This is a genomic window from Haloarcula amylolytica JCM 13557, assembly GCF_000336615.1.
Lineage (GTDB): Archaea > Halobacteriota > Halobacteria > Halobacteriales > Haloarculaceae > Haloarcula > Haloarcula amylolytica.
In genome coordinates, this window is sequence record NZ_AOLW01000018.1 from 117,056 (window position 1) to 138,674 (window position 21,619).

Consider the following 21,619-nt stretch of genomic DNA (forward strand, 5'->3'; position numbering starts at 1 on the left):
CGTCAGTCCTCTGCGCCCTGCCGGACCTTCACGGCCATCCCCGTCTCGAAGTCGTCCATGCCGCTGCCGGGCAGTTCCGCGCGGCCGACGGCGAGTAGATAGCCGTCCTCGTGGACGACGAGGGCTTCGTCGCCCGGACGGAGAGCGCTGTCGGCGGACTGGACGAACTTCGCGAAGGCGTTGCGGCCCTCACGGATGAAGGGCTCGCTCTCGTCGCCGACGACCACGCGGTGTCGCGGCCCGTCGAAGGCATCGAGGAGTCTGCTCCCGCCGGCGAGTCCGAGTCGGAAGCGTCCGTCGTCGCCGTACGTGGCGATGCGGCCGTCCGTGGCATGGACCTGTCGCGGCCGGCCAGAGCTTGTGTGTGTTACGTCGAGGGCGTCAGCGCCGGTGAACAGCGCTGTCCCGCCGCCACCGCCGAACTGGTAGTCGGCCGCGCGCCGGAGCCCGCGGAACTCGTCGTCACTCATTGCCCGTGTTCGATGCCGGGTGATAAACCGCCTTTCGGTTCTGTCCGTACCACTGTCCGGCGCAGTCTGAAATGAAATGGTCGCCCAGCCGTGGGTGCCCGAACCACGGCCGACCGAAATCGTGTGGCGATGGTGAATGCCACTCCCCCAATCCGTTCCGAATCAACGGTCCGGCCCTATGGGTGACGGAGTCCCGAACCGGAATGCCATTGGTTCGCTCCGTCAGTCGCCCCGGCCCGAGTACACGGGGCGTGTGCCTCTGTATCCGATCCGCGGTCAGCGATCCGACCACGACGCCTGGAACTGCAGTGGGTCTCCATCTCGCGCCTGTTCCGTGACGAGCGCGAGGGTGTACCGACTATCCTCAGCATATGACAACACGCCGTCTCTGTGACCCAACTGGTCGGGGGAACTACACGGGGATGTGTTTGCTGCTTCAGTTATGCAGGGGGGCCGGAATTTCCGTTCTGCCGAGCCGGAGCGGTGGCGTCTCTCAGGAACGATGTGGGCATTGCTTCCTAGTACCATACTTTCCTCCGTCGATTTTGGGGAAATTTATACCGGATGCCTTCCAAGTGACGGGTGACATGGCTACAGACACGCGAAAAGTGATTCTGGGCGCTGCGCTGCTGGCGATCAGCACCGTGCTCATCCTTGGTACTGGGGCAATCGACATCGGCATCCCGGCCGCTGCCGGAGCGCTGGCTGCACTGGGACTGGCCGCCGGAGCCCTCCTCGTTGGAACGTCAGAAGACGGTCGCCCGGTCTGACCGCGGAGGTATTTTTCCGTCGAGGGTAACCCAGATGAGAGCAGCTGTGAGGCCGTCGCACTGTGAGAAGGTATCCGGTACCGTGGTTGGCTAACGGAGACACGGTGGCAGAGTGAGCGCCCACACTGGGTGGGCTATAGCAGGAACCGGTCGGAATCGTCGCTCATATCGATAAACCCGTCAACGGCCGCTTTGAGATCTTCAGAGGACGACTCCTCGAATCCCATCGCTTCGACACGACAGCCCTCGTGGCGGAGATACCGACACACGCGAGCGAAGTCTCCGTCGCCAGTACAGAGCACGACCGTATCGACGTGATTCGCCAGCGAAACCGCGTCGAGGCTCATCCCGACATCCCAGTCGGCCTTCTTCGACCCGTCCTGAAACGTCTTGATGTCCTTGATACGCGTCTCGAAGCCGATGTCGACGAGCGCTTCGAAGAACGACTCTTCTTCGGGTGAATCCGCGCGGATGACGTAGGCGATTGCGCGGGTCAGTTCGCGGCCGTCAACGGCCTCTTCCAGTAGTGCCTCGTAGTCGATGTTCCGCGAGTAAAGACTCCGGGCAGTGTGATAGAGGTTTTGCGCGTCGGCCAGTACGGCCACGCGCTGTCCCGGCTGGGAAACTGTCATATCAGGTATTGGCTACCGCCCGGAATATGCTTTCGGGATACAAACGTGAAAGAACGGCGTAATTATGCCCCAACTAACCAGTTGTTGTCGCTTCAGCAGTTCTGGTCGCGGATAGAACCTGTCAATAAAAGGGGCGGAGTACCGAGGCGTGCAGTCAACTTAGTGAGCATTGCGTTTCACTCAGACAAGCGCGGAACAGCCTACTTCTGGAGGTCGAACGCAACTGCTACCGGAGTAGCTGTCCAGTAGACGAACCGATACCGACCGGAGACGAGTTCAGGACACACAGTAAAATCTTTCTCGCCGGGAACCACCCCATCTTCGGTCAGACGGAGCGACCATTCAAATACCTCCCCGGGTGCTGCCTCAGTACCCATATCCACGTATTGAAACTCATCGTCCCCGGTCTGTCCACGGACATCTTGCCAGCCATCTTCAGTGAGCAGTTCGATCTGGTACATATACTTAAGACCCAGAGTGAGGGTGCTATCAGACGTGTTTGTCAGCGTAATTTGGGCTGTGTCACCGTATTCAAACGCTGTCCCATCAATCCGTAGTGACACATATCCAGTATCTCCCCACGGAACGGAGCCTTCGTCATACATTGGCGGGTGGCGAGTGAAGTTGCCCTTCTCACACGAGAGGTCTTTTACCGGGGACTCAGGACTCTCAGCTGGCCGAATGTGACCACTGAGTTGACGCTCTGTCATCTCTTCGGTATTTCCAGCTGTTTGTTGCTCAGTGTTCTCGGTTTCCGTTTTTGCAGCTGTCTCGGTCGGATCACTGCTGGTACTCGAACAGCCGGCGAATCCGAGGACGCTGGAGGTGGCTAAAAGATAGTGTCTTCGACGCATACCTGCCGATATTATGTACCTTGCAGTATGTGTTTTTTGACCGATACTTATGTGTTATTGTCAGAATGTAATGTGTACACCTCTGACCGCTTGTTTCAGACAGGACGCAAATACCAAAATACAGTCGGGCCTGCTCCAGCAGCGTCTCCCAGACAAGCCGAGGGAAACGCTGGCGTACTGCCACACGATGGGGGTCCCGCCGTCTCCATGCGACGACTCGATAAGGCTTCGAATGCACTGTGAAAGGCGACAGCGAGAACACAAAAGCTAAGTCGGTCACGCTTGGTTACTCAACCATGCGACGACGCCGTCAGTCCGGAACCGTTTCGTGGCTCCCCGGCGAGGGCGTCGTCCGCGCGAAACGCAAGCCGACGTTTTAGCGGCTCGTGGCGGACGTGGCGACTCCGTCTCGGGCCAGGTCGTTTGACACACAACAGCCGGCGGTATCGGCCGGCTATCGCACCGTTTCCGACCGGACAACCGAACCCACAGCGACACCACACACTCAGCAATGACAGCTATCGACTTCCGCGGCGTGTTCCCGGCGATGTGCACGCCGTTCCACCAGGACGGCAGTATCGACTTCGAAACGCTCCAAGAGGACGCCCAACGGCTCGAATCCGCCGGCGTCGACGGCCTCGTTCCGGTCGGCTCGACCGGCGAATCGGCGACGCTCTCCCACGACGAACACATCGAGGTCGTCGAGGCGGTCATCGACGCCGTCGACGACGTGCCGGTTATCGCCGGCTCGGGGTCGAACAACACCAAGGAAGCACTGGAGCTGTCCCGGCGCTCCGCCGAGGCCGGCGCTGACGCCCTGTTGCTCATCTCGCCGTACTACAACAAGCCCGAACAGCAGGGGTTCGTCGACCACTACACGACCCTGGCTGACGCCGTCGACCTGCCACAGATCGTCTACAACGTCCCATCGCGGACGGGCCAGAATATCGAGCCGGATACGGCGGTCGAACTCGCATCCCATCCGAATATCCGGGCCTACAAGGCCGCGAGCGGGGATATGAACCAGATTTCAGAGATCATCGAGCGCACCCGGGACGAGGACTTCGCGGTGCTGTCCGGCGACGACGGCATGACGCTGCCGATGCTGTCGGTCGGCGGGACCGGCTGTATCTCCGTCTCGGCCAACATCGAGCCGGAGCGCACCTGCGCGATGGTCGGTGCGGCGCTGTCCGGCGACTTCGAGCGCGCCCGCCAGATTCACCACGAACTCGGCCCGCTGTTCCGCGCGATGTTCGTCGAGACAAACCCCATCCCGGTCAAGGAAGCGATGCGGATTCGGGGCTACGGCCCGGCACATCTCCGCTCGCCGCTAACCCGCCTGTCCGACGAACACCTCGACCACCTGCGTGACGTGCTCGCGACGCTCGAAACCGAAGACCTCGAAGACGAGTACGCGGAGGCCGAGCGATGACGCGGGTGGCGGTCAACGGCGTCACCGGGCAGATGGGTGGGGCCGTCGTCGAGGCCGCCACCGACAGCGAGGTCGTGGTCGGCTTTGCGACCAGCGAGACGGACGCGGTCGACGGCGTCCCGATCGTCGACCCCGCCGATGCCGCCGAGGCGCTCCGGGAGTACGACGTGGACGTTGTCGTCGACTTCGCCGTCCCCGAGGGCGCGCTGACCGTCGCCGAGGCCTGCGTCGAAGCGGGCGTCCCGATGGTCGTCGGAACTACCGGCTTCGACGATGACGGGCTGGCCCGACTGCGAAACGCCAGCGATGAGATTCCGCTGCTGAAGGCGACCAACTTCTCGCAGGGGATTCAGGTCCTCCAGCGCCTCGTCAGTGAGGCGGTCGCCACGCTCGACGACTACGACCTCGAACTCATGGAGACCCACCACAACCGCAAGGTCGACGCGCCGTCGGGGACAGCCAACAGTATCCTCGACGTGATCCAAGAGGAGCGCGACGTAGAGCCGGTGTACGGCCGGGAAGGGCACGCACCGCGCGACGACGACGAAATCGGCGTGTTCGCCAGGCGAGCCGGTGACATTCGCGGGGAGCACGAACTCGTGCTGGCCGGCAACGACGAAGTCCTCTCGCTGTCGCACCGGGCCGAGGACCGCGGCGTGTTCGCCGCCGGCGCACTCGATGCGGCGACGTGGCTCGTCGGCCGCGACGCCGGCTGGTACGAGTTCGGCGACGTTGTAGACGCCTGAGCGAGAACGGGAGGGAAACACGGGACGGTTTTCAGTGGTCTACTCGCGGCAATTGATTGCGGTTCTATAGTAACAATTGAAACGATTTACACACTGATCGCACTGCCGTCGTGCGATCAGGTGTGCATTGATTTTCAATGGCTACTATAGACGGATCGGTGAGCGGCTCCCATATCGACACCCGGTGTTCGGAAAATATGAATATGTGATAATACACACTCGAATACCTCTCTCAATACCACGGTCAGCCTTATATGCCGGAGTTGCCGCGTATCGTGTATGGCTACGAACCAGCGCGTACAACTACCAGCGACCGATTGCCCGCGATGTTCCAGCGAATTCGAAGCGACGGCACCGCGCATCAGTATGTGCCGGGAATGCGGGTACATCCCCGGCCGCGGGTCCGACTGAGAGAACGACAGACGGAAAATGCGGCGTGGTAACACACCCATCCCGAAACCCCGATAGGTAAGCCCCCGGCGTCGCAACCGGGTGGTATGAGCCTCGAAGCCGATATCGACGACCTCTGGCAACGGAAACAGGACGGGCTGACGGCCGCCGAAGCGACCGACGACCACCTCGCCGTACTCGATGAATTCCTCGCGGCGCTGGAAGCGGGGGAGGTCCGCGCCGCGGAGCAGTCCGGCGGCGAGTGGGAGGCGAACGCCTGGGTCAAGCAGGGCATTCTACTGAACTTCGGCCTGCGCGAAACCGTCGCCCGCGAGTACGGCGGCGTCGACTACCACGATGTACTCCCACTCCGGGAGACCGAGGACCTCGGCGAGCGCGGGACCCGCAACACGCCGGACGGCACGACCATCCGCCGCGGCGCGTACCTCGGCGAGGACTGCATCATGATGTCGCCATCCTTCGTCAACGTCGGGGCGTACGTCGGCGACGGCACGCTCGTCGACTCCTGTGACACCGTCGGCTCCTGTGCGCAAATCGGCGAGAACGTCAAACTCGGCGCGAACACGCTCATCGGCGGCGTCCTCGAACCGGTCGAGAACGCGCCGGTCATCGTCGAGGACGAGGTGTCGCTGGGCGCTGGCTGTCGCGTCACCAGCGGCTTCGTCGTCGGCGAAGGCTCGATTGTGGGTGAGAACACGCTCCTGACGCCGCGGATTCCCGTCTACGACCTCGTCGAGGACGAGGTACTGTACGGCGAACTGCCGCCGGAACGGCGCGCGTTCCAGCGCTTCGTCGACTCTTCGGTCGGCGAGAACGATCTGATTCCCGGCGGAGCGTACAAGCCCGCTGTGGTGGCAACTGATGTCGAGCAGGAGACGCTGGAAGCGACGGAGAGAGAAGACGCGCTTCGGGAGTAGCGAGGAAGCGACCGTAGGGAGCTTCCTCGACGGAACGGCGACCAGCGGGAGCCGTGGAGCAGCGAGGGCGGCACGAAGTGCGGTCCGCGGTAAAGCGAGCGGAGCGGGACCGAAGGGCCTGCAGGCAATCGGGCGGTATCACCGCCCGACGACAATGCGCGAAGCGAACAGTGAGCAGCGAGAAGTGACCGCAGGGAGCACTCTCGGTATCATCTCGTCCGGCGGGCAGTGGAGGGTGCTTTGAGTACGCTCGTCCGGCGGGCAGTGGAGGGTGCTTTGAGTACGCTCGTCCGGCGGGCAGTNGGGTGCTTTGAGTACGCTCGTCCGGCGGGCAGTGGAGGGTGCTTTGAGTACGCTCGTCCGGCGGGCAGTGGAGGGTGCTTTGAGTACGCCGAGTTCATCGTGAGAATCCACTCAACGAAATCAGTGGGCATTCCGAAAATACGGGGATAAACCGTGGATATCGAAGCGGAACCCTTGTTAGCCACCGACGCCGTGGTTTCCCCAATGAGCCACGATTCGCCGCCGGTCCGCCGCCTCGCGGACTGGGACCACGAGCGCCTCGAGGCGGTCGCTGCCGAGCACGGCACGCCGCTGTACGTCGTCGACCTCGACCGCGTCGCCGAGAACTACGAGCGGTTCGCCGCGGCGTTTCCCGACGCCCACGTCATGTACGCCGCGAAGGCCCACACCGGGCAGGCTGTCCTCTCGAAGTTACTGGAGACGGGGGCCGACATCGAATGTGCGGCATGGGGGGAACTCCAGCGGGCCATCGACGCCGGCGCGGACCCGAACACGCTCCAGTACACGGCCGTCAATCCGCCGGATCACGACCTCGACTACGCCGTCGAACTGGCTGCAGAGCATCCCGGACTGACGATTACAGCGGGTGCGCGGGACACCTTCGACCGCCTCGAAGAGCGCGGCTACGACGGCCGGGTCGCCATCCGCATCAACCCCGGCATCGGGACGGGCCACCACGAGAAGGTCGCCACCGGAAAGGACGCCAAATTCGGCATCCCCTACGACGAGGTGCCCGAGGTCGCGGCTGACGTACGGGAGCGCTTCGACCTCGTCGGCCTGCACGCTCACGCTGGCAGCGGCGTCCTCCATGACGACCTCGACGACCACTGCCGTGCCATCGCCAAGGTCGCCGACATGGGCCGGGAGGTCATCGCCGATGGCGCAGATCTGGACTTTGTCGACTTCGGCGGCGGCTTCGGCGTCCCCTACAGAGAGACTGTCGAGCCGCTGGACATGGATACCGTCGGCGAGAAGGTCCGCGAGGCGGTCGGGGACCTCGACGCACAGGTCAAACTCGAACCCGGTCGGTACGTCGTCGCCGATGCCGAATGCATCCTCACCGAGGTCAACACGGTCAAGGAGACGCCGGCGACGACCGTCGTCGGCGTCGACGCCTCGCTGGCGACGCTCATCCGGCCGGCGATGTTCGGCTCCTACCACCCGATTCGGAACGTCACCGCGCCGGACCGCGAGGCCGAACCGGTGTCGGTCGGCGGCCCCTGCTGTACGAGCGCCGACGTGTTCTGCACCGACCGGCCCATCGCACGGCCCGAACGGACTGACCTGCTCGCCATCGGCAACGCCGGGGCGTACGGCTACGAACTGGCGAACCAGTTCCACTCCCAGCCCCGCCCTGCCGAGATCGCCTTCGAGGGCGGCGAAACGCGGCTCGTCCGCGAGCGCGAAGATCTGGCGGACGTGACCCGCATGGAACAGTAATGGCGTTCGACATCCCCTCGTTCCACCGGCAGGCCGTCGAGACGCCGTCGCACGAGAGCGTCGAAGACATGCGCTCGCTGCTGGTCGACACGCTCGAAGACGCCGGGGAGTACCCGGACGTAGACGACCTCGGGAACGTCGTCGCCTCACGAGGTGACCCCGACGGGACGCATATCCTGCTTAACACGCACATCGACACCGTGCCGCCGCATCTGCCCTACGAGCGGCGGGCGGAACCACCGGGGCTGGACGAGACTGTCGATGGCACCGGCGGCGATGGGGACGGCGACATCGTCTGTGGCCGCGGGGCCTGTGACGCGAAAGGCCCGCTCGCGGCCCTCCTCGATGCGTTCCTCACCGTAACGCCCGACGACGGCCAGGTCACGCTGGCGATTTCTACAGACGAGGAGACGACACAGACCGGCGGCGCACACCTCGCCGAGACCATCGACGCCGACGGCTACATCGTCGGCGAGCCGACCGGCCTCGACGTGTGTACCGCCGCTCGCGGCCAGTTCGAGGGTACGGTCACCATCCACGGCGAGAGCGCCCACGCCGCCGACCCCGGCAGTGGTCACAACGCGATCCGTGCCGCCGCACCGATTCTACAGGCGATGGAGTCATATGATGACAGCGAGGCGCGAAGCGCCTCGGGAACCGCGAGCGGTGACGAGGAGGAACCGCGAGCCCGGGGCCCCGGCGAACACGAGACGCTCGGCTACCCCATCCTCACCCCGTCGATGGTGGAGGGCGGCGAGGCGACCAACCAAGTCCCAGCCGAATGCACCATCACGTTCGACCGTCGGAGCGTCCCGCCGGAGACCAGCGAGTCCTTCTGTGCTGACCTGCAGGCCCACCTCGAACAGTGGCTCCCGGATTCGATGAGTCTCACCGTGGACCTGATTCGCCCGGACACGCCGTTCCCCGAGGCGTTCGCGACCGACACCGACGCAGAACTGGTCCGCACGCTGCAGGAAGCAAGCGGCGGCGTGGTCCGGCAGTTCGGGGCCGCGACGGAAGCTTCGTATTTCGCGAGCAACGGGCCGACCGTGGTGTTCGGTCCCGGCGACCTGAGCGACGAGAGGGGGGCTGTCGCTCACTCGAAACGGGAGTACGTCCGTCTCTCAGAGGTTCGGACGGCCGCGCGAGCCGTGCGGGAGACAGTCGAACGGCTGGTCTGATACGGATTGTTGTAGATTATTTCCGGATAGCTCCGACCCCGGGGTCGGCGCATAGCTGTAAATTGCTCCAACAATCCGTATGAGGCGGACAATCACGACCTATGCTGACCGCCGCTGGACGAGGTCAGAGAGCGCCGTCGTCGCTTCTTCGTCCGTCACGGTCTCGAACTCCTCGTAGTAGTCCGCGGTGGCCTGGAACGCTGCCGGTTTCAACGGGACGACGACGTCGTCGGCCCACCGCTGTACCTCCTCGAGCACGTCTGGCGGCGCGACGGGGGCGGCGGCGATAACCTCGTCGGCACCTGCTTTCCGCAGTCGCTGGGTGGCGACGCGCATCGCCGCCCCCGTCGGAATCCCGTCGTCGACCAGCAGGACCCGCTTGCCGGCCACGTCGAGCGGCCCCCACGTCTCGCCATAGGCGACTGCCCGGGTCTCGACGGTGTCGCTCGCGTGTGTCTTGGCTTCCTGAACGTACTCCCAGTTCACGTCCAGAAACCGCATCATCGGGCTGTTGATCCACGAGAAGCCGCCCGGCGCGACGGCCCCGATAGTCAACTCAGGGTGGTTTGGAGCACGTATACGTTGTATGACAATGACATCCATCGGGAGTCCGGTCGCGTCAGCGACCACGTTGCCGACGGGGACGCCGTTCGGTGCGAGCGTGACGACGATATCGCCGACGACATCCCGCCGGCGCAGCGCGGCCACGAGCTGTTGCGCCGCATCCGAGCGGTCTGTGAACATACCACACTATACGGAATCGTACATCCTAACCATTCCGGTCAGTTGTCACCGGGGCTGGCGGCCGACCGAGCGGGTGGCTGCGTCACCGGCTCAGTCCTGTGGTGCCGGCTGCTCCGGCTCCTGGCCGAGGTCCAGCGTCTCCTCGACCTGCGTGTAGGTCAGCACGAGTCCGACGAACGCGAGCGCGGCACCGGCAGTGAAGGGCGTGCTGAACGACCCGAAATTGTACAGCAGGCCCGACGCCAGCGGTCCGACAGCGACGCCGAGGCCGAACGCCATCGTCAGGACGGACAGCGTCGTCCCGGACCCGCGCGCGCCGGCCAGGTCACCGGCGAGTGCGAGCGACGGGGCGAACACGAGCGCGACGGCGATCCCCTGGATGAACCGCGCCAGGAGCATGAGCCACGGGCCAGTCACGACACCCTGTGCGAACACCGACGGGACGAGGATGACGAACCCGGCGACGATGAACGGCCGCCGGCCGAACCGGTCGCTCGCTCGGCCGATGGGCACCTGAAAAACGACGTTTGCGATGACGACGGCGGCGAACTGAACACTGAAGAACAGCGTCGACTCGTCCAGCCGCATTCGAACTGGCCCTTCGAGCGTGGCAAACAGGGCGATAGTGGCCGCCATCATGAACGTGCCGACGCCGAGGACGAACACTGAATCGAGCCCCTCCCCCTCTCGGTCCAGAATCGCTATCGAGAGGTCTTTGCCCGCTTCGGCATCGACCGGCGGATCCTGAATCAGGGCCCACACGAGGACGAAGCTCACGACAGCGCCCAGGACGGCGATGGCGAAGGCGGCGGTGAAGCCGGAGACGGCGGCGCCGGCGAACCGGTAGGTCACCACCTCGTTCGCGGCGAGTCCGCCGGTGATGACGACGCCGGCGATTATCGGCCCGAACCCGAAGCCGATGAGCCGGAAGGTGTTGAACACGCCGAAGTTCCCCCCGCGCTCGGCGTCGCTCGCGGCGTAGTCGTTGACGAGTGCGACCGTCGCCGGAATCGTGAACGCCGCCCCGATACCCTGAAACGCCCGGGCGGCGAGGACCGTCCAGTACGAGGAGAGGAACGGGTAGGCCGCGCTGCCGATAGCGAACAGCACCAGCCCGGTGAGGACGAAAACCCGGCGCTTGCCGGTCCGGTCAGAGAGCCGCCCGGTGAAGGGCTGGCCGAAACTGTTCAGCAGGCCAAAGAGGGAGAGCACCAGGCCGATGAGCGTCTCCGTCTGAAGCGTGAACCCGAGCACCTGTTCGCCGACGATACCCGCAAGGGACACCTGCCCGCTGGCGATGTACAGGGGGAGGACGATAATGAGAAACGAGTTGCCCAGCGCGTCCGCCATCCGGGCGAACGCGAGCGTCAGGACTCGCGTGTCAGTGCCGAGGACCATCTACCCCTGACGAAGGCGGCCACGCCCCTCATAGTTGCGTTCGCCGCGGTGGTACGTCGACCCGAAAACAGCACCGGCGAGGCAGCGACTCTCAGATGTCGTCGGCCTGCTGCGCCGCGATGCCCGTATAGTCGGTCGGCGTCAGCGCCTCCAGTTCGGCTCGTACCTCGTCGCTCACGTCGAGGTCGGTGAACATCTCGTGGAAGTCCTCGATGGAGACTTCGCGGCCCCGAGTGGCCTTCTTCACCTGCTCGTAGGCGTCGGCGTACCCCTCGCGCCGGAGGATCGTCTGGACGGCCTCGCCGATGATTTCCGGCGTGGCGGCCAGGTCGTCGGCCATTACCTGCTCGTTGGGGACGACCTTCGCCAGCCCGTTCTGGCACTTGCTATAGCCGATGAGGCAGTGAGCGAAGGCGGCCCCGATGTTGCGCTTGACCGTCGAATCCGAGAGGTCCCGCTGGAGCCGGGAGTTCGTGACGTAGTCGCCGAGGAACACGAGGTCGGAGTTCGCCTTCGAGAGGTTCCCCTCGCTGTTCTCGAAGTCGATGGGGTTGACCTTGTGTGGCATCGTCGACGACCCCGTCTCGCCCTCGACGGCCTCCTGGCCGAGGTAGCGGTCCGAGACGTACAGCCACACGTCCAGATCGAGGTCCAGCAGGATGTTGTTCGCCCCCCGGAGCGCGTCGAACAGGACCGCGAGGTCGTCACAGGGGTTGACCTGCGTCGTCAGCGGTTCGTGGTCCAGACCGAGGTCGCCGACGAAGGACTCTGCAAAGGCCTGCCAGTCCACGTCGGGGTAGGCGGCGACGTGGGCCGCGTAGGTTCCCGACGCGCCGGCGAGCTTTCCGGAGAGGGCGTCGGCGGCGCGCTCTACGCGGCCGATGGCCTGGCCCAGCCGCGAGGCGTAGACGGCCATTTCCTTGCCGAACGTCGTCGGCGTCGCGGGCTGGCCGTGGGTGCGGGCCAGCATCGGCACGTCGGCGTAGGCGTGGGCCATCTCCACGAGCGTGTCCCGAATTTCGCGGAGTTCCGGCACCAGCACCTCCTCGGCGGCAGGCTTGACGAGCAGCCGCTGAGCGAGGTTGTTCACGTCCTCGCTGGTCAGCCCGAAGTGAATCCAGTTGGCGGCGTCGAGGTCCTCGGGCATACCCAGCCGGATGAAGTACTCGATGGCCTTCACGTCGTGATTGGTCGCCGCGTACTCGCCGTAGCCCTCGGTTTCGAGCTGTTTGACGACGCTCGCGTCCTCGTCGTCGAACGCCTCGTACAGCGCCCGGAGCGTCGCGCGCTGGCCGTCGTCGATTGACAGCGACGTGGCGTCGAGGTCGGCGAGCGCGATGAGATACTCGACTTCCACTTCGACGCGGGCGCGCATCAGCGCCCGCTCGCTGGCGTACGGGACGAGCGGCTCGGTGTAGCGGGCGTATCGGCCGTCGAGCGGCGAAACGGCGGCCAGTGGCCCTCTCTCGGTCATACCGGAGTGTGCGCGGGAGGCGCGAAAAAGCGTGTCGTTCTCCCCCAACGGCGACGCGGTGCGACAGCGACGCGTGGCGTGGCGGCGGGAAGGGTGGAGAGTCGGGGTTCGGGTAAAAAGGAGGTGCGTCGTTAGTTGCTGAACTCGTTACAGACCGGGATACCGACCGTGTTGTAGTCGCTCATCGCGGCCAGTTCGTCGGGCACTTGGTGGATGTCGACCGTGTCCTCGACCAGCGCGGTCGGGTCGAGTTTGCTCGACTCCACCATGTCCAGCATTTCGCTGTACCGCGATGGCTGGAGGCCGAGCGACCCCTTGAAGTCGATTTCTTTCGCCACGAACTCGTCGGTCGGGAGCGACACCATCCCCTCCTCCTCGCTAGTGGTCAGTCCGATCTGGACGTGCGTGCCGCCTTTGCGGAGCGAGTTCACCGCGTTCTGGCAGGTCGTTGCGATACCGAGCGCGTCCGCAGACACGTCGGCACCGCCGTCAGTGATGTCCCTGACCTCCTTTGCGGGGTCGTCGACCTCCTGTGCGTTGACCGTGGCGACAGCGCCGAGGTCTTCCGCACGGTCCAGTTTCTCGTCCATCAGGTCGACCCCGATGACGTTGCCGCCGAGGGCGTTCGCGATGTGGACCGCCGAGAGCCCGATGCCACCGCAGCCGTGGATGACCACGTCGTCGCCGGCACTGACCGGCGCGCGGTGGGCCATCGCGTGGAACGAGGTCATGAACCGACAGCCCATTCCGGCGGCCGATTCGGCGTCGATATCGTCCGGGAGCGGAACGGCGTTGAGGTCGGCGTTTGGAATGTGGACCTCCTCGGCGAACGCGCCGGGAGCCTGGTTCATGAACCCGAGGCCGATGTGGTTTTCACAGATGTTTTCGCGCCCGTTACGACAGAGGTCACAGGTCCCGCAGGCGAAGTTGAACGGGATAGCGACCTCCTGGCCCTCCTCGACGTTTTCGACGTCCTCGCCGACGGAGACGATTCTGCCTGTCGGCTCGTGACCGAGGATATGTGGCGGGTCAGGCCGGTAGCCGAACCAGTCCCAGTCCCCCTGCCAGCAGTGCCAGTCGGACCGACAGATACCACAGCCGATGACCTCGGCGACGGCACCGTCCGGCTCGGGCTCGGGGCGTTCGACATCCTGTACTGTTAGCGGTTCCTGAAACTCTTCTAGTAGTACTGCTTGCATTACAGTATTAACATTGAATATCTTACTAATGAATATTATGGTTTTTCGACTACACTATTTTTATACGAAGGAAGTGTCCTGTCCAGAGTATCGGAGATATCTGGTGGCTGCCGAATAAGTCTAGATATATTTAAAAAGGCCAGCCACTACTTCGAGGACCAGTAGTATATGTCAACGATATCTATGTCGGCTCAATCGGAGGAGCTTCGAGAAAGCAGGCGAGAAACGATTGCGTCAGCGGGCAATCCTCAGTTCAGCCAGCCGTAGTCGCCGTCGGCGTCGCCAAAGCGGCCATCCGGCGGGTCGAAACGATAGAGGTCCTGTCCGAGTGCGGCCCACGCGAGGCCGTAGACGGTTGCCGTTGCTGGCTGGAGTTCGAATCCGAGAAACGCGATGGTCCCGACTCCCAGCAACACGCCCAGCCAGGGTGGCTGGATGCGTGTCCTGACGAGGCCGGCAGCGACCAGTATCGACCCGCTGACCAGCACGAGCACGCCGATTCCGATGACCGCCTCGCCACCACCGTCGAGGAGGCGGACCAGTTGCCCGGCCGCGAAGACGAGGCCGCCGAGGCCGCCGACCCACGCGCCAACGGTCCCGGGCCGCTTCATCCGTGCGCCGTAGAAGTCCTCGACGGCGTAGTGGCCGACCACGATACCGAGTGTAGAGATGACGATACCGGCTATGATTGGCAGGTTCGTTGCTGTCTGGTCGGTCGCGGACAGCGCAACGGCCCAGCCGATCCAGACGATACCGCCAACGGCAGCAACCATACCAGCGCGCTGACACCGTAGCTTCGCCATACGGGCGAGTTGGCGGCGTGCTACAAATGCACACCGGACCTGTAAACGGCGTCGCTGGTGACCCGGGTTCGGTGTGGCTCGGTCGCACGCCACAGACCGGCCGGGGGTTTCGCAACAACTTTGCACTGGCCGGTCCGTCGGTCCCACATGAAACTCGCCGGCATGGCCAGCAACCGCGGCCGAAACCTCATGAACATCGCGGACCGCGCCCCGGGCGGGGCGTCCTTCGCCGTCGTTCTGACCAATGACGCCGACGCGCCGGTGCTCGAAGCAGCCGCCGAGCGCGGCATCCCGACCGAGGTCGTCGAGCGTGACGCGGACGAGTCGCGCGAGTCCCACGAGGAGCGCGTTCTCGACGCGCTCTCGGAGTACGACTTCGACCTCGTCACGCTGGACGGGTACATGCGCGTCCTCAGCGAGACGTTCCTCGACGAGACACCGACCGCGTTGAACGTCCATCCGAGCCTCCTGCCGAACTTCACCGGGGCGAACGCCCACGAGCAGGTCCTCGACGCCGGTGTGAAGGTGACGGGCTGTACCGTCCACGTCGTCGACGAGAGCGTCGACGGCGGCCCCATCGTCACGCAGGAACCCATTCCCGTCTTCGAAGGTGACGACGAGGACAGCCTCAAGGAGCGCGTGCTCTACGAGGGTGAGTTCACCGCTTACCCGCGCGTCATCGAATGGTTCGCCGAGGACCGCGTCACCATCGACTGGGATGCAGGCACGGTCTCAGTAGAGGGCGACGAGGGCGGCGACTTCCCCGCCCGCCGCATCGTCTCGGACGACCTCGCGTCGAGCCTGCGCTACGGGGAGAACCCCCACCAGGACGCCGCGCTGTACACCGATACGACCGTCTCCGAGGCCAGCGTTGTCCACGCCGACCAGCTCAACGAGGGCGCGAAGGCGCTGTCGTACAACAACTACAACGACGCCGACGGCGCGCTGAACCTCATCAAGGAGTTCGAGGAGCCCGCCGCGGCGGTCATCAAACACACCAACCCGGCCGGCTGTGCGACTGCCGACTCCGTGGCCGACGCCTACGAAAAGGCCCTCTCGACGGACCCGATGAGCGCTTTCGGCGGCATCGTCGCCTTGAACCGCGAGTGCGACGCCGCCACCGCCGAACAGATCATCGACTCGTTCAAGGAGGTCGTCGTCGCGCCCGGCTACACCGACGCCGCGCTCGACGTGCTGTTCGAGAAGGACAATCTCCGCGTGCTGGATGTGAGCCCCGGGGACGGCCGGACGGGCGAGTCCGGTCGGTCCGACAACTTCGAGGTCACGGACAGCCTGACCGAGAAGCCCCTCGTCGGGGGGCGACTGGTTCAGGAGCGGGACACCCAGCACCTCTCGGCCGACGATCTAGAGGTCGTCACCGAGCGCGAACCGACCGACGAGCAGATCGAGTCGCTGCTGTTCGCCTGGCACACGCTCAAACACGTCAAGTCCAACGGCATCCTCTTCGCTGACGGGACAGAGACGGTTGGCATCGGCATGGGGCAGGTGTCCCGGGTCGACGCCGTCCGGCTGGCCGCGATGAAGGCCGACGAACACGCGGAGGGGAAGGACGCCGAGGGCGCGGTGATGGCCTCGGACGCCTTCTTCCCGTTCCCGGACGGTATCGAGGAGGCCGCCGACGTCGGTATCGAGGCGGTTATCCAGCCCGGCGGCTCGAAGAACGACGAGAGCGTCATCGAGGCCGCCGACGAACACGACATGGCGATGGTGTTCACCGGGCAGCGGTCGTTCAGACACGACTGAGCGTCAGTCTAATACTCGATAGACGAGTCCAAAGTCTATCGGTGGTTTAGACGGACTGACAGCGGGCTCTTCCGCAAGTCTTCTCCGGGCTGACTGTCGGCAACGAAAGACGTTTCATACCGGCTATTCAACCAGCGACCGATGGCAGACAACAACGATCGGGAGGAAGCTGTCCGCGACGCTGTGGACGTCTCTCGGAGCGGTGCCCCGGCGGGTGGGAGTGTCATCCGCGACCGGTTCTCCGCGGACGAGATCTTCCAGCGCATCATCGTCGCGGCCGACGAGGAGGTGACAGTCGGGACTCGCGAGATGTTCTTCGCCGGTGTCGCGGGCGGGTTCGCTATCACAGTGACGTTCATGCTGTACGCGTCATTGTACGCGAAGACCGGCGGCGACCCGATACTGAGCGCGCTGTTGTACCCGCTCGGGTTCGTTTTCATCATTCTCGGGGATTACCAGCTCTACACCGAGAACACGCTCCCGCCGGTCGCGCTCGTCCTCGAACGGCTGGCGAGTATCCCGTCGCTGCTCCGTATCTGGGTCGTCGTCCTGGTGTCGAACGTCTTCGGCGGAATGCTCGGGGCGCTCGCGCTGGCGACGACCGACGTTCTCTCCGACGACGCGGCGGCGGCCGCCGCCGGCTTCGCCCAGAAAGCTATCGCGACCTCACAGCTAACGCTGTTCTCGAAGGCGGTGTTCGCCGGCCTCATCGTCGCCGGCGTCGTCTGGGTCGACTACTCGCTGCGGGACAGCATCTCCCGACTCGTGTTGATCTACATCGCCTTCCTGGCGATCCCGTTCGGGAACCTCTACCACGTCGTTGTCTCCGCGACAGAGATGTTCTACCTCGTGTTTATCGGCGAGCTGGCACTGTCGGTCGGCCTCTGGCAGTTCGTCCTGCCGGTACTTCTCGGCAACTCCGTCGGCGGCGTCGTGCTCGTGACCGTCGTCAACTACTTCCATACGACCGAACGGCGGCTCGAAACAGCGCGGGATCAGGGGTCCAAGCGCCAGCTCACCATCCGGGAGTGGATCTGGGGCGGGTGGTCCGCTTCGGGCCGCTCGTACGTGCCGGCGACCGACGAAATTCCCCAAAGCGATCCGGAGTCGCGAGAGAACGAGCGCTGACACAAACCATTTCAACGCCCTCCGGCTATCGTTGGTGTGAACTGGGTGAGAGATAACCGGCTGCTGCTTCTGTTTGCCGCCGTCGTTCTGACGACGCTGGGGGCTGTCGGGCTGGGAATCGTCGGTGTCGTCGCGACAGTCGGGGCGCTTCTCGGCGGCGGCGCGGTCATCGAGACCTTCGCCGGGTTCCTGCTTGGCACATTGCTCCTAGTGGGCGTAGACATCGTCTTCTCGGTCGCGCTGGTCCGTGCGCTGGCCCGGCGGGCGTCGGTGCCGAAGAGCCAGCGCGTCGCTGGTGGGCTCACCCGTCTCGAATCAGTCGTGCCACCGCTCGCGTCGCTCGGCCTCTCCGACGTGTTCGCACCGCCGGAGCCGACAGTTGAGGAGCGACACGAGGCGTTGACGCGCCGGTACGTCGAGGGGGACCTCTCCGAGGCCGAGTACGAGCGGGAACTGCAGGCGCTTCTCGGCGAGTCAGAGAACCCGGATTCTGAACTGCTGGACGCCGTCGACATGGAGACCGACCTGTCGCGGACCGCGGCGACCGACGCCGAGTACGAACCGGCCCGGGAATAGCACTGAGCGGGTTTTACATAGTCGCCCGACGACGGGTCGCGTATGGACGCACCCACGTTTCTCGAAGTCGAGGTGGAGCGGGACGCTGTCGCCTCGGCGCTCGACGCCGTTCCCGGCGTCGCCGTTGCCGACGACGACGCTGCTGTCCCATCACCAGCGGGGCCGGACGGAGCCGAGGATTCCGGCCCGGGTCTAACGGACCGCCTCAAGTCGCTGTGGCGACAGTGGGGACTCCTCGGCACGGGGCTGTCCCTCATCGCGCTCGGCGCGGCAACGGCCGGGCTCTGGTGGTACCGCCGCCGCAACGCCGACGGAACCGATGCCGGGAGCACCGCCGGGGACGCGTCGGAATGGGCCACGGAACGTCCGGACGAGACGCCACCACCGGCTGAACCGAGCGTTGACACGCCATCACCGGCCGAGACGGAGTTCGAGCCGACAACCGTAGTGGAAGATGTCGACGAAACGCCGACTCCGGAGGCGCAGGAAACGTCGCTGGCCGCAGAGATGCCACAGACTGAGTCCGAGTCCCGACAGCAAGACACTGAGACGGGTTCGGAGCTATCTGGCGCTCCCAAGTCAGAGACCGAGACGGACACTCTGGAGCAAGCGGAGACGGAGCCCGCTGAGACGGATACGGACGAGCGACCGGAGGCGAAGATCGACCCGGCACCGCTGCTGGGTGCCGCGTTCCTGATTCTGTCGAGCGCGCTCGGTCGGTGGGCCACGCGCGACCGCAGCGACCAGCCGTAATTTCACCGGCAGGTCAGTGGGGGACCAGTTGGCTACGCGGGCTGTTCGTGGCGTCTTCGCGGCGGACACACGTAACAGTCCGACAGGCTAAAGCGAACGGCTCCGATAGCCCGACCATGGAGTTCCACGAGGCCGCGAACTTCCTCTTCGAGTTGCGCCGGTTCGCCTCGCGACCCGGTACTGCTGCCACGCAGGACCTGCTATCGTCGCTCGGTGACCCACAGGAGGGGCTTCGCTGCGTCCAGATTGCGGGGTCCAACGGGAAGGGGTCAACCGCGCGAATGGTCGAACGAACGTTGCGGGAGGCCGGCCTCGATGTCGGACTGTACACGTCCCCGCATCTCGACGACGTGCGCGAGCGGATCCGGATCAACGGAAGGAAGCTCTCCGAGGCCGCGCTCGTCGAGTTCGTCGAATCGGTTCAGGCGTACGTGACCGAACAGGGCGCGGCCAACGATTCGCCTACCTTTTTCGAGACGATGACCGCGATGGCGCTGTGGGAGTTCGACCGCCAGGACGTAGACGTTGCAGTGCTGGAGGTCGGTATCGGCGGCCGATACGACGCCACGAGCGTGGTCGACCCGGTCGCAAGCGCCGTCACGTCCGTGACGCTCGAACACACCCACATCCTCGGCGATACCGTCGAGGAAATCGCCCACGACAAGGCCCACGTCGCCCCGGACGGCAACCCGCTTGTGACCGGCACGACAGGCGACGCGCTCGCGGCCGTCCGCGAGTTCACCGACGATGTCGTGACCGTCGGGAGCGCCGTCGAGACAGACCAGAACCCGTCCGAGAGCGAGGCCGATATATCCGTGAGCTACGGCGGTCGTGAAGGCCTGGAGGGGGCGGTCTCGGTCGACGGCCCCGACTGGAGCGTCGATACCTCCCTCCCGCTGCTGGGCGCTCATCAGGCACAGAACGCCGGAATCGCGGCCACACTGTGCCGTCAGGTCGCGGACGTCTCGCAGACGGACCTCGAACGCGGACTCCGAAACGCTCACTGGCCCGGTCGGTTCGAGGTGATGAACGAGTCGCCGCTGGTCGTCCTTGACGGGGCACACAACCCCGGGAGCATCGAGCGCACCGCGGAGACGCTGTCCTCGTTCGACTACGACGACCTCCACGTCGTCATCGGCGCGATGGTCGACAAGGACCACGAGCGTATCGCCGCGGCGTTACCGGGCCCTGACCACGTCGTCGCTTGCCAGCCCAACGTCGACCGGGCCGAGTCCCACCACGTCGTCGCGACCGCGGTGGAGAACACGACCGACGCCACCATCGAGACGCGAAGCGACGTCTCCGGGGCGCTCGATATCGCACTCGACGCCGCGGACTCCGGTGATGCAGTCCTCGTGACCGGGTCGCTGTACGCCGTCCGGGAGGCCCGGACCGGCTGGTCGCGCTCGCTGATCCCCAAGCAGGTCGACTCGCTGGCCGAGGCCCGCGAGACCATCGAGAGCGCCCACGTCACCGATACCGGGGCCTGGCGGATGCGGGGGAAGGGCGTCCACCGCGTCCTGCGCACCCGCGTCCAGCCGCGACAGGCCCAGTACCTCAAGGAGGAACTGCTGTCGCTGGGCGGCGAGTGTGCGATTTCCGGCCTGAACGACCAGGACGAGGAGTCCCTCGACGTGGTCATGATGGCGACGATGGCCCAGTACAAGCGCCTCGCGGAGAAGTTGGACGGCCAGCCCTACGGGCTCGCGTCGTTCGCCGACGAACTGCGGGCGGCGCTGTCCATCCAACAGTCCGAGCCCGACACGTCGGCAGCGTATCCCTGGGACGACGGGACGGCCGTCATGGGTATCTGCAACATCACGCCGGACTCCTTCCACGACGGCGGCGAGTACAACGCCGTTGAGGACGCTGTCGCCCGCGCTGAGCAAATGGTCGAGGACGGCGCGGACATTCTCGACATCGGCGGGGAGTCGACCCGGCCCGGTGCCGAACCGGTCCCGGTCGAGGAGGAGATCGACCGCGTGGTGCCGGTCATCGAGGCGCTTTCGGAGCTGGACGTCGCCATCTCCGTCGACACGCGGAAGGCCCCTGTCGCGCGGGCGGCACTCGACGCCGGGGCAGACATCCTGAACGACGTGTCCGGCCTCGAAGACCCCGAGATGCGCCTCGTCGCTGCCGAGTACGACGTGCCGGTGGTCGTGATGCACTCCATCGAGACGCCGGTCGACCCCGACAGCGACATCCACTACGACGACGTGGTGCAGGACTGCATCGACCAACTGACAGAGCGCGTCCTGCTCGCCGAAAAGGTCGGACTCGACCGCGAGCAGATCATCGTCGACCCGGGCATCGGCTTCGGGAAATCTGCCACGGAGAGCTTCGAACTGCTCGACCGCCTCCCGGAGTTCGAGGCACTCGGCTGTCCCGTCCTGGTCGGCCACTCCCACAAGTCGCTGTTCGGACTGGTCGGGCAGGAAGCGGGCGACTGTCTTGAGGCGACTATCGCCGGGACAACGCTGGCGGCCGAACGGGGGGCCGACATCGTTCGCGTCCACGACGTCCCGGAGAACGTTGCCGCGGTTCGGGTCGCTGAGGCAGCTCAGAACCCGGAGAAATTCGAGGACTGAGCGGCGCTGTTTGTCCGTAATGCCACCGGACCGAAA

Annotated in this window: 20 protein-coding genes; 12 read left to right on the forward strand and 8 right to left on the reverse strand. The window is 65.0% G+C overall.

Annotated features, from left to right (window positions below):
• Positions 1 to 2 precede the first annotated feature (2 nt).
• Positions 3 to 470, reverse strand: a complete 468-nt coding sequence (locus C442_RS10255) for a PUA domain-containing protein (protein ID WP_008310158.1) — start codon at positions 468 to 470, stop codon at positions 3 to 5.
• 587 nt (positions 471 to 1,057) lie between these two features.
• Here C442_RS10255 and C442_RS10260 point away from each other — a divergent pair.
• A complete protein-coding gene (locus tag C442_RS10260) occupies positions 1,058 to 1,240 on the forward strand; it encodes a hypothetical protein (protein WP_008310160.1) in 183 nt (60 codons plus the stop codon).
• Positions 1,241 to 1,374: 134 nt separating this feature from the next.
• Here C442_RS10260 and C442_RS10265 read toward each other — a convergent pair whose 3' ends face one another.
• Together C442_RS10265 and C442_RS10270 are read right to left on the reverse strand one after the other, a co-directional pair.
• Positions 1,375 to 1,872: a LabA-like NYN domain-containing protein gene (locus tag C442_RS10265; protein ID WP_004516675.1), complete on the reverse strand. Its 498-nt coding sequence runs from the start codon at positions 1,870 to 1,872 to the stop codon at positions 1,375 to 1,377.
• A gap of 200 nt (positions 1,873 to 2,072) precedes the next feature.
• On the reverse strand, positions 2,073 to 2,726 hold the full coding sequence (locus tag C442_RS10270) for a hypothetical protein (protein ID WP_049942932.1): 654 nt from the start codon (positions 2,724 to 2,726) through the stop codon (positions 2,073 to 2,075).
• 511 nt (positions 2,727 to 3,237) lie between these two features.
• Between C442_RS10270 and dapA the strand changes: the two genes are divergently transcribed.
• The 6 genes from dapA (at position 3,238) to C442_RS10295 (ending at position 9,156) form a co-directional block, all read left to right on the forward strand.
• On the forward strand, positions 3,238 to 4,158 hold the full coding sequence (gene dapA / locus C442_RS10275; RefSeq protein ID WP_008310166.1) for a 4-hydroxy-tetrahydrodipicolinate synthase: 921 nt from the start codon (positions 3,238 to 3,240) through the stop codon (positions 4,156 to 4,158).
• Positions 4,155 to 4,904: a 4-hydroxy-tetrahydrodipicolinate reductase gene (gene dapB / locus C442_RS10280; protein WP_008310168.1), complete on the forward strand. Its 750-nt coding sequence runs from the start codon at positions 4,155 to 4,157 to the stop codon at positions 4,902 to 4,904. Before dapA ends, dapB begins: the two co-directional genes overlap by 4 nt.
• 279 nt (positions 4,905 to 5,183) lie before the next feature.
• A complete protein-coding gene (locus C442_RS22890; protein ID WP_275039408.1) occupies positions 5,184 to 5,315 on the forward strand; it encodes a hypothetical protein in 132 nt (43 codons plus the stop codon).
• A gap of 86 nt (positions 5,316 to 5,401) precedes the next feature.
• The gene (locus tag C442_RS10285) at positions 5,402 to 6,232 is read left to right on the forward strand and encodes a 2,3,4,5-tetrahydropyridine-2,6-dicarboxylate N-succinyltransferase (RefSeq protein WP_008310171.1); all 831 of its coding nucleotides are present in this window, start codon (positions 5,402 to 5,404) and stop codon (positions 6,230 to 6,232) included.
• 507 nt (positions 6,233 to 6,739) lie between these two features.
• Entirely contained in the window at positions 6,740 to 7,975 is a 1,236-nt protein-coding gene (gene lysA, locus C442_RS10290; RefSeq protein WP_008310173.1) for a diaminopimelate decarboxylase, read from the forward strand.
• Entirely contained in the window at positions 7,975 to 9,156 is a 1,182-nt protein-coding gene (locus C442_RS10295; RefSeq protein ID WP_008310174.1) for a M20 family metallopeptidase, read from the forward strand. The genes lysA and C442_RS10295 overlap by 1 nt, the downstream gene beginning before the upstream one ends.
• A 99-nt stretch (positions 9,157 to 9,255) precedes the next feature.
• Here C442_RS10295 and C442_RS10300 read toward each other — a convergent pair whose 3' ends face one another.
• The 5 genes from C442_RS10300 to C442_RS10320 all read right to left on the reverse strand — a co-directional run bounded on the left by C442_RS10300 (position 9,256) and on the right by C442_RS10320 (position 14,774).
• Positions 9,256 to 9,900 carry a phosphoribosyltransferase gene (locus C442_RS10300; RefSeq protein ID WP_008310175.1) on the reverse strand — a complete coding sequence of 215 codons (645 nt, stop codon included), beginning with the start codon at positions 9,898 to 9,900 and terminating at the stop codon, positions 9,256 to 9,258.
• Between the two features lie 90 nt (positions 9,901 to 9,990).
• The gene (locus C442_RS10305; RefSeq protein ID WP_008310176.1) at positions 9,991 to 11,298 is read right to left on the reverse strand and encodes an MFS transporter; all 1,308 of its coding nucleotides are present in this window, start codon (positions 11,296 to 11,298) and stop codon (positions 9,991 to 9,993) included.
• A 91-nt stretch (positions 11,299 to 11,389) separates the two neighbouring features.
• On the reverse strand, positions 11,390 to 12,772 hold the full coding sequence (gene purB / locus C442_RS10310; protein WP_008310177.1) for an adenylosuccinate lyase: 1,383 nt from the start codon (positions 12,770 to 12,772) through the stop codon (positions 11,390 to 11,392).
• A gap of 131 nt (positions 12,773 to 12,903) precedes the next feature.
• Positions 12,904 to 13,971, reverse strand: coding sequence for a zinc-dependent alcohol dehydrogenase family protein (locus C442_RS10315; protein WP_008310178.1), 1,068 nt, complete (start codon positions 13,969 to 13,971; stop codon positions 12,904 to 12,906).
• Positions 13,972 to 14,219: 248 nt separating this feature from the next.
• The gene (locus C442_RS10320) at positions 14,220 to 14,774 is read right to left on the reverse strand and encodes a hypothetical protein (RefSeq protein ID WP_049942933.1); all 555 of its coding nucleotides are present in this window, start codon (positions 14,772 to 14,774) and stop codon (positions 14,220 to 14,222) included.
• A gap of 147 nt (positions 14,775 to 14,921) precedes the next feature.
• Between C442_RS10320 and purH the strand changes: the two genes are divergently transcribed.
• The 5 genes from purH to folP all read left to right on the forward strand — a co-directional run bounded on the left by purH (position 14,922) and on the right by folP (position 21,583).
• Positions 14,922 to 16,538 carry a bifunctional phosphoribosylaminoimidazolecarboxamide formyltransferase/IMP cyclohydrolase gene (gene purH, locus C442_RS10325; protein ID WP_008310181.1) on the forward strand — a complete coding sequence of 539 codons (1,617 nt, stop codon included), beginning with the start codon at positions 14,922 to 14,924 and terminating at the stop codon, positions 16,536 to 16,538.
• Positions 16,539 to 16,679: 141 nt separating this feature from the next.
• Positions 16,680 to 17,666 carry a formate/nitrite transporter family protein gene (locus tag C442_RS10330; RefSeq protein WP_008310183.1) on the forward strand — a complete coding sequence of 329 codons (987 nt, stop codon included), beginning with the start codon at positions 16,680 to 16,682 and terminating at the stop codon, positions 17,664 to 17,666.
• Between the two features lie 36 nt (positions 17,667 to 17,702).
• Entirely contained in the window at positions 17,703 to 18,242 is a 540-nt protein-coding gene (locus C442_RS10335) for a hypothetical protein (protein ID WP_049942934.1), read from the forward strand.
• Positions 18,243 to 18,284: 42 nt separating this feature from the next.
• Positions 18,285 to 18,995: a hypothetical protein gene (locus tag C442_RS10340; protein WP_008310188.1), complete on the forward strand. Its 711-nt coding sequence runs from the start codon at positions 18,285 to 18,287 to the stop codon at positions 18,993 to 18,995.
• Between the two features lie 116 nt (positions 18,996 to 19,111).
• Positions 19,112 to 21,583, forward strand: coding sequence for a dihydropteroate synthase (gene folP / locus C442_RS10345; RefSeq protein WP_008310190.1), 2,472 nt, complete (start codon positions 19,112 to 19,114; stop codon positions 21,581 to 21,583).
• Positions 21,584 to 21,619: the final 36 nt, after the last annotated feature.

What these genes read in the sequence shown, in the direction of transcription:
- lysA (WP_008310173.1), top strand. Translation starts at nt 6,740, where the DNA reads ATGAGCCACGATTCGCCGCCGGTCCGCCGCCTCGCGGACTGGGACCAC.
- C442_RS10285 (WP_008310171.1), top strand. Translation starts at nt 5,402, where the DNA reads ATGAGCCTCGAAGCCGATATCGACGACCTCTGGCAACGGAAACAGGAC.
- purH (WP_008310181.1), top strand. Translation starts at nt 14,922, where the DNA reads ATGAAACTCGCCGGCATGGCCAGCAACCGCGGCCGAAACCTCATGAAC.
- C442_RS10260 (WP_008310160.1), top strand. Translation starts at nt 1,058, where the DNA reads ATGGCTACAGACACGCGAAAAGTGATTCTGGGCGCTGCGCTGCTGGCG.
- C442_RS10330 (WP_008310183.1), top strand. Translation starts at nt 16,680, where the DNA reads ATGGCAGACAACAACGATCGGGAGGAAGCTGTCCGCGACGCTGTGGAC.
- C442_RS10265 (WP_004516675.1), bottom strand. Translation starts at nt 1,872, where the DNA reads ATGACAGTTTCCCAGCCGGGACAGCGCGTGGCCGTACTGGCCGACGCG.
- C442_RS10320 (WP_049942933.1), bottom strand. Translation starts at nt 14,774, where the DNA reads ATGGCGAAGCTACGGTGTCAGCGCGCTGGTATGGTTGCTGCCGTTGGC.
- purB (WP_008310177.1), bottom strand. Translation starts at nt 12,772, where the DNA reads ATGACCGAGAGAGGGCCACTGGCCGCCGTTTCGCCGCTCGACGGCCGA.
- C442_RS10315 (WP_008310178.1), bottom strand. Translation starts at nt 13,971, where the DNA reads ATGCAAGCAGTACTACTAGAAGAGTTTCAGGAACCGCTAACAGTACAG.
- C442_RS22890 (WP_275039408.1), top strand. Translation starts at nt 5,184, where the DNA reads ATGGCTACGAACCAGCGCGTACAACTACCAGCGACCGATTGCCCGCGA.
- C442_RS10270 (WP_049942932.1), bottom strand. Translation starts at nt 2,726, where the DNA reads ATGCGTCGAAGACACTATCTTTTAGCCACCTCCAGCGTCCTCGGATTC.
- C442_RS10300 (WP_008310175.1), bottom strand. Translation starts at nt 9,900, where the DNA reads ATGTTCACAGACCGCTCGGATGCGGCGCAACAGCTCGTGGCCGCGCTG.
- C442_RS10255 (WP_008310158.1), bottom strand. Translation starts at nt 470, where the DNA reads ATGAGTGACGACGAGTTCCGCGGGCTCCGGCGCGCGGCCGACTACCAG.
- C442_RS10305 (WP_008310176.1), bottom strand. Translation starts at nt 11,298, where the DNA reads ATGGTCCTCGGCACTGACACGCGAGTCCTGACGCTCGCGTTCGCCCGG.
- dapA (WP_008310166.1), top strand. Translation starts at nt 3,238, where the DNA reads ATGACAGCTATCGACTTCCGCGGCGTGTTCCCGGCGATGTGCACGCCG.
- folP (WP_008310190.1), top strand. Translation starts at nt 19,112, where the DNA reads ATGGAGTTCCACGAGGCCGCGAACTTCCTCTTCGAGTTGCGCCGGTTC.
- C442_RS10340 (WP_008310188.1), top strand. Translation starts at nt 18,285, where the DNA reads ATGGACGCACCCACGTTTCTCGAAGTCGAGGTGGAGCGGGACGCTGTC.
- C442_RS10295 (WP_008310174.1), top strand. Translation starts at nt 7,975, where the DNA reads ATGGCGTTCGACATCCCCTCGTTCCACCGGCAGGCCGTCGAGACGCCG.
- dapB (WP_008310168.1), top strand. Translation starts at nt 4,155, where the DNA reads ATGACGCGGGTGGCGGTCAACGGCGTCACCGGGCAGATGGGTGGGGCC.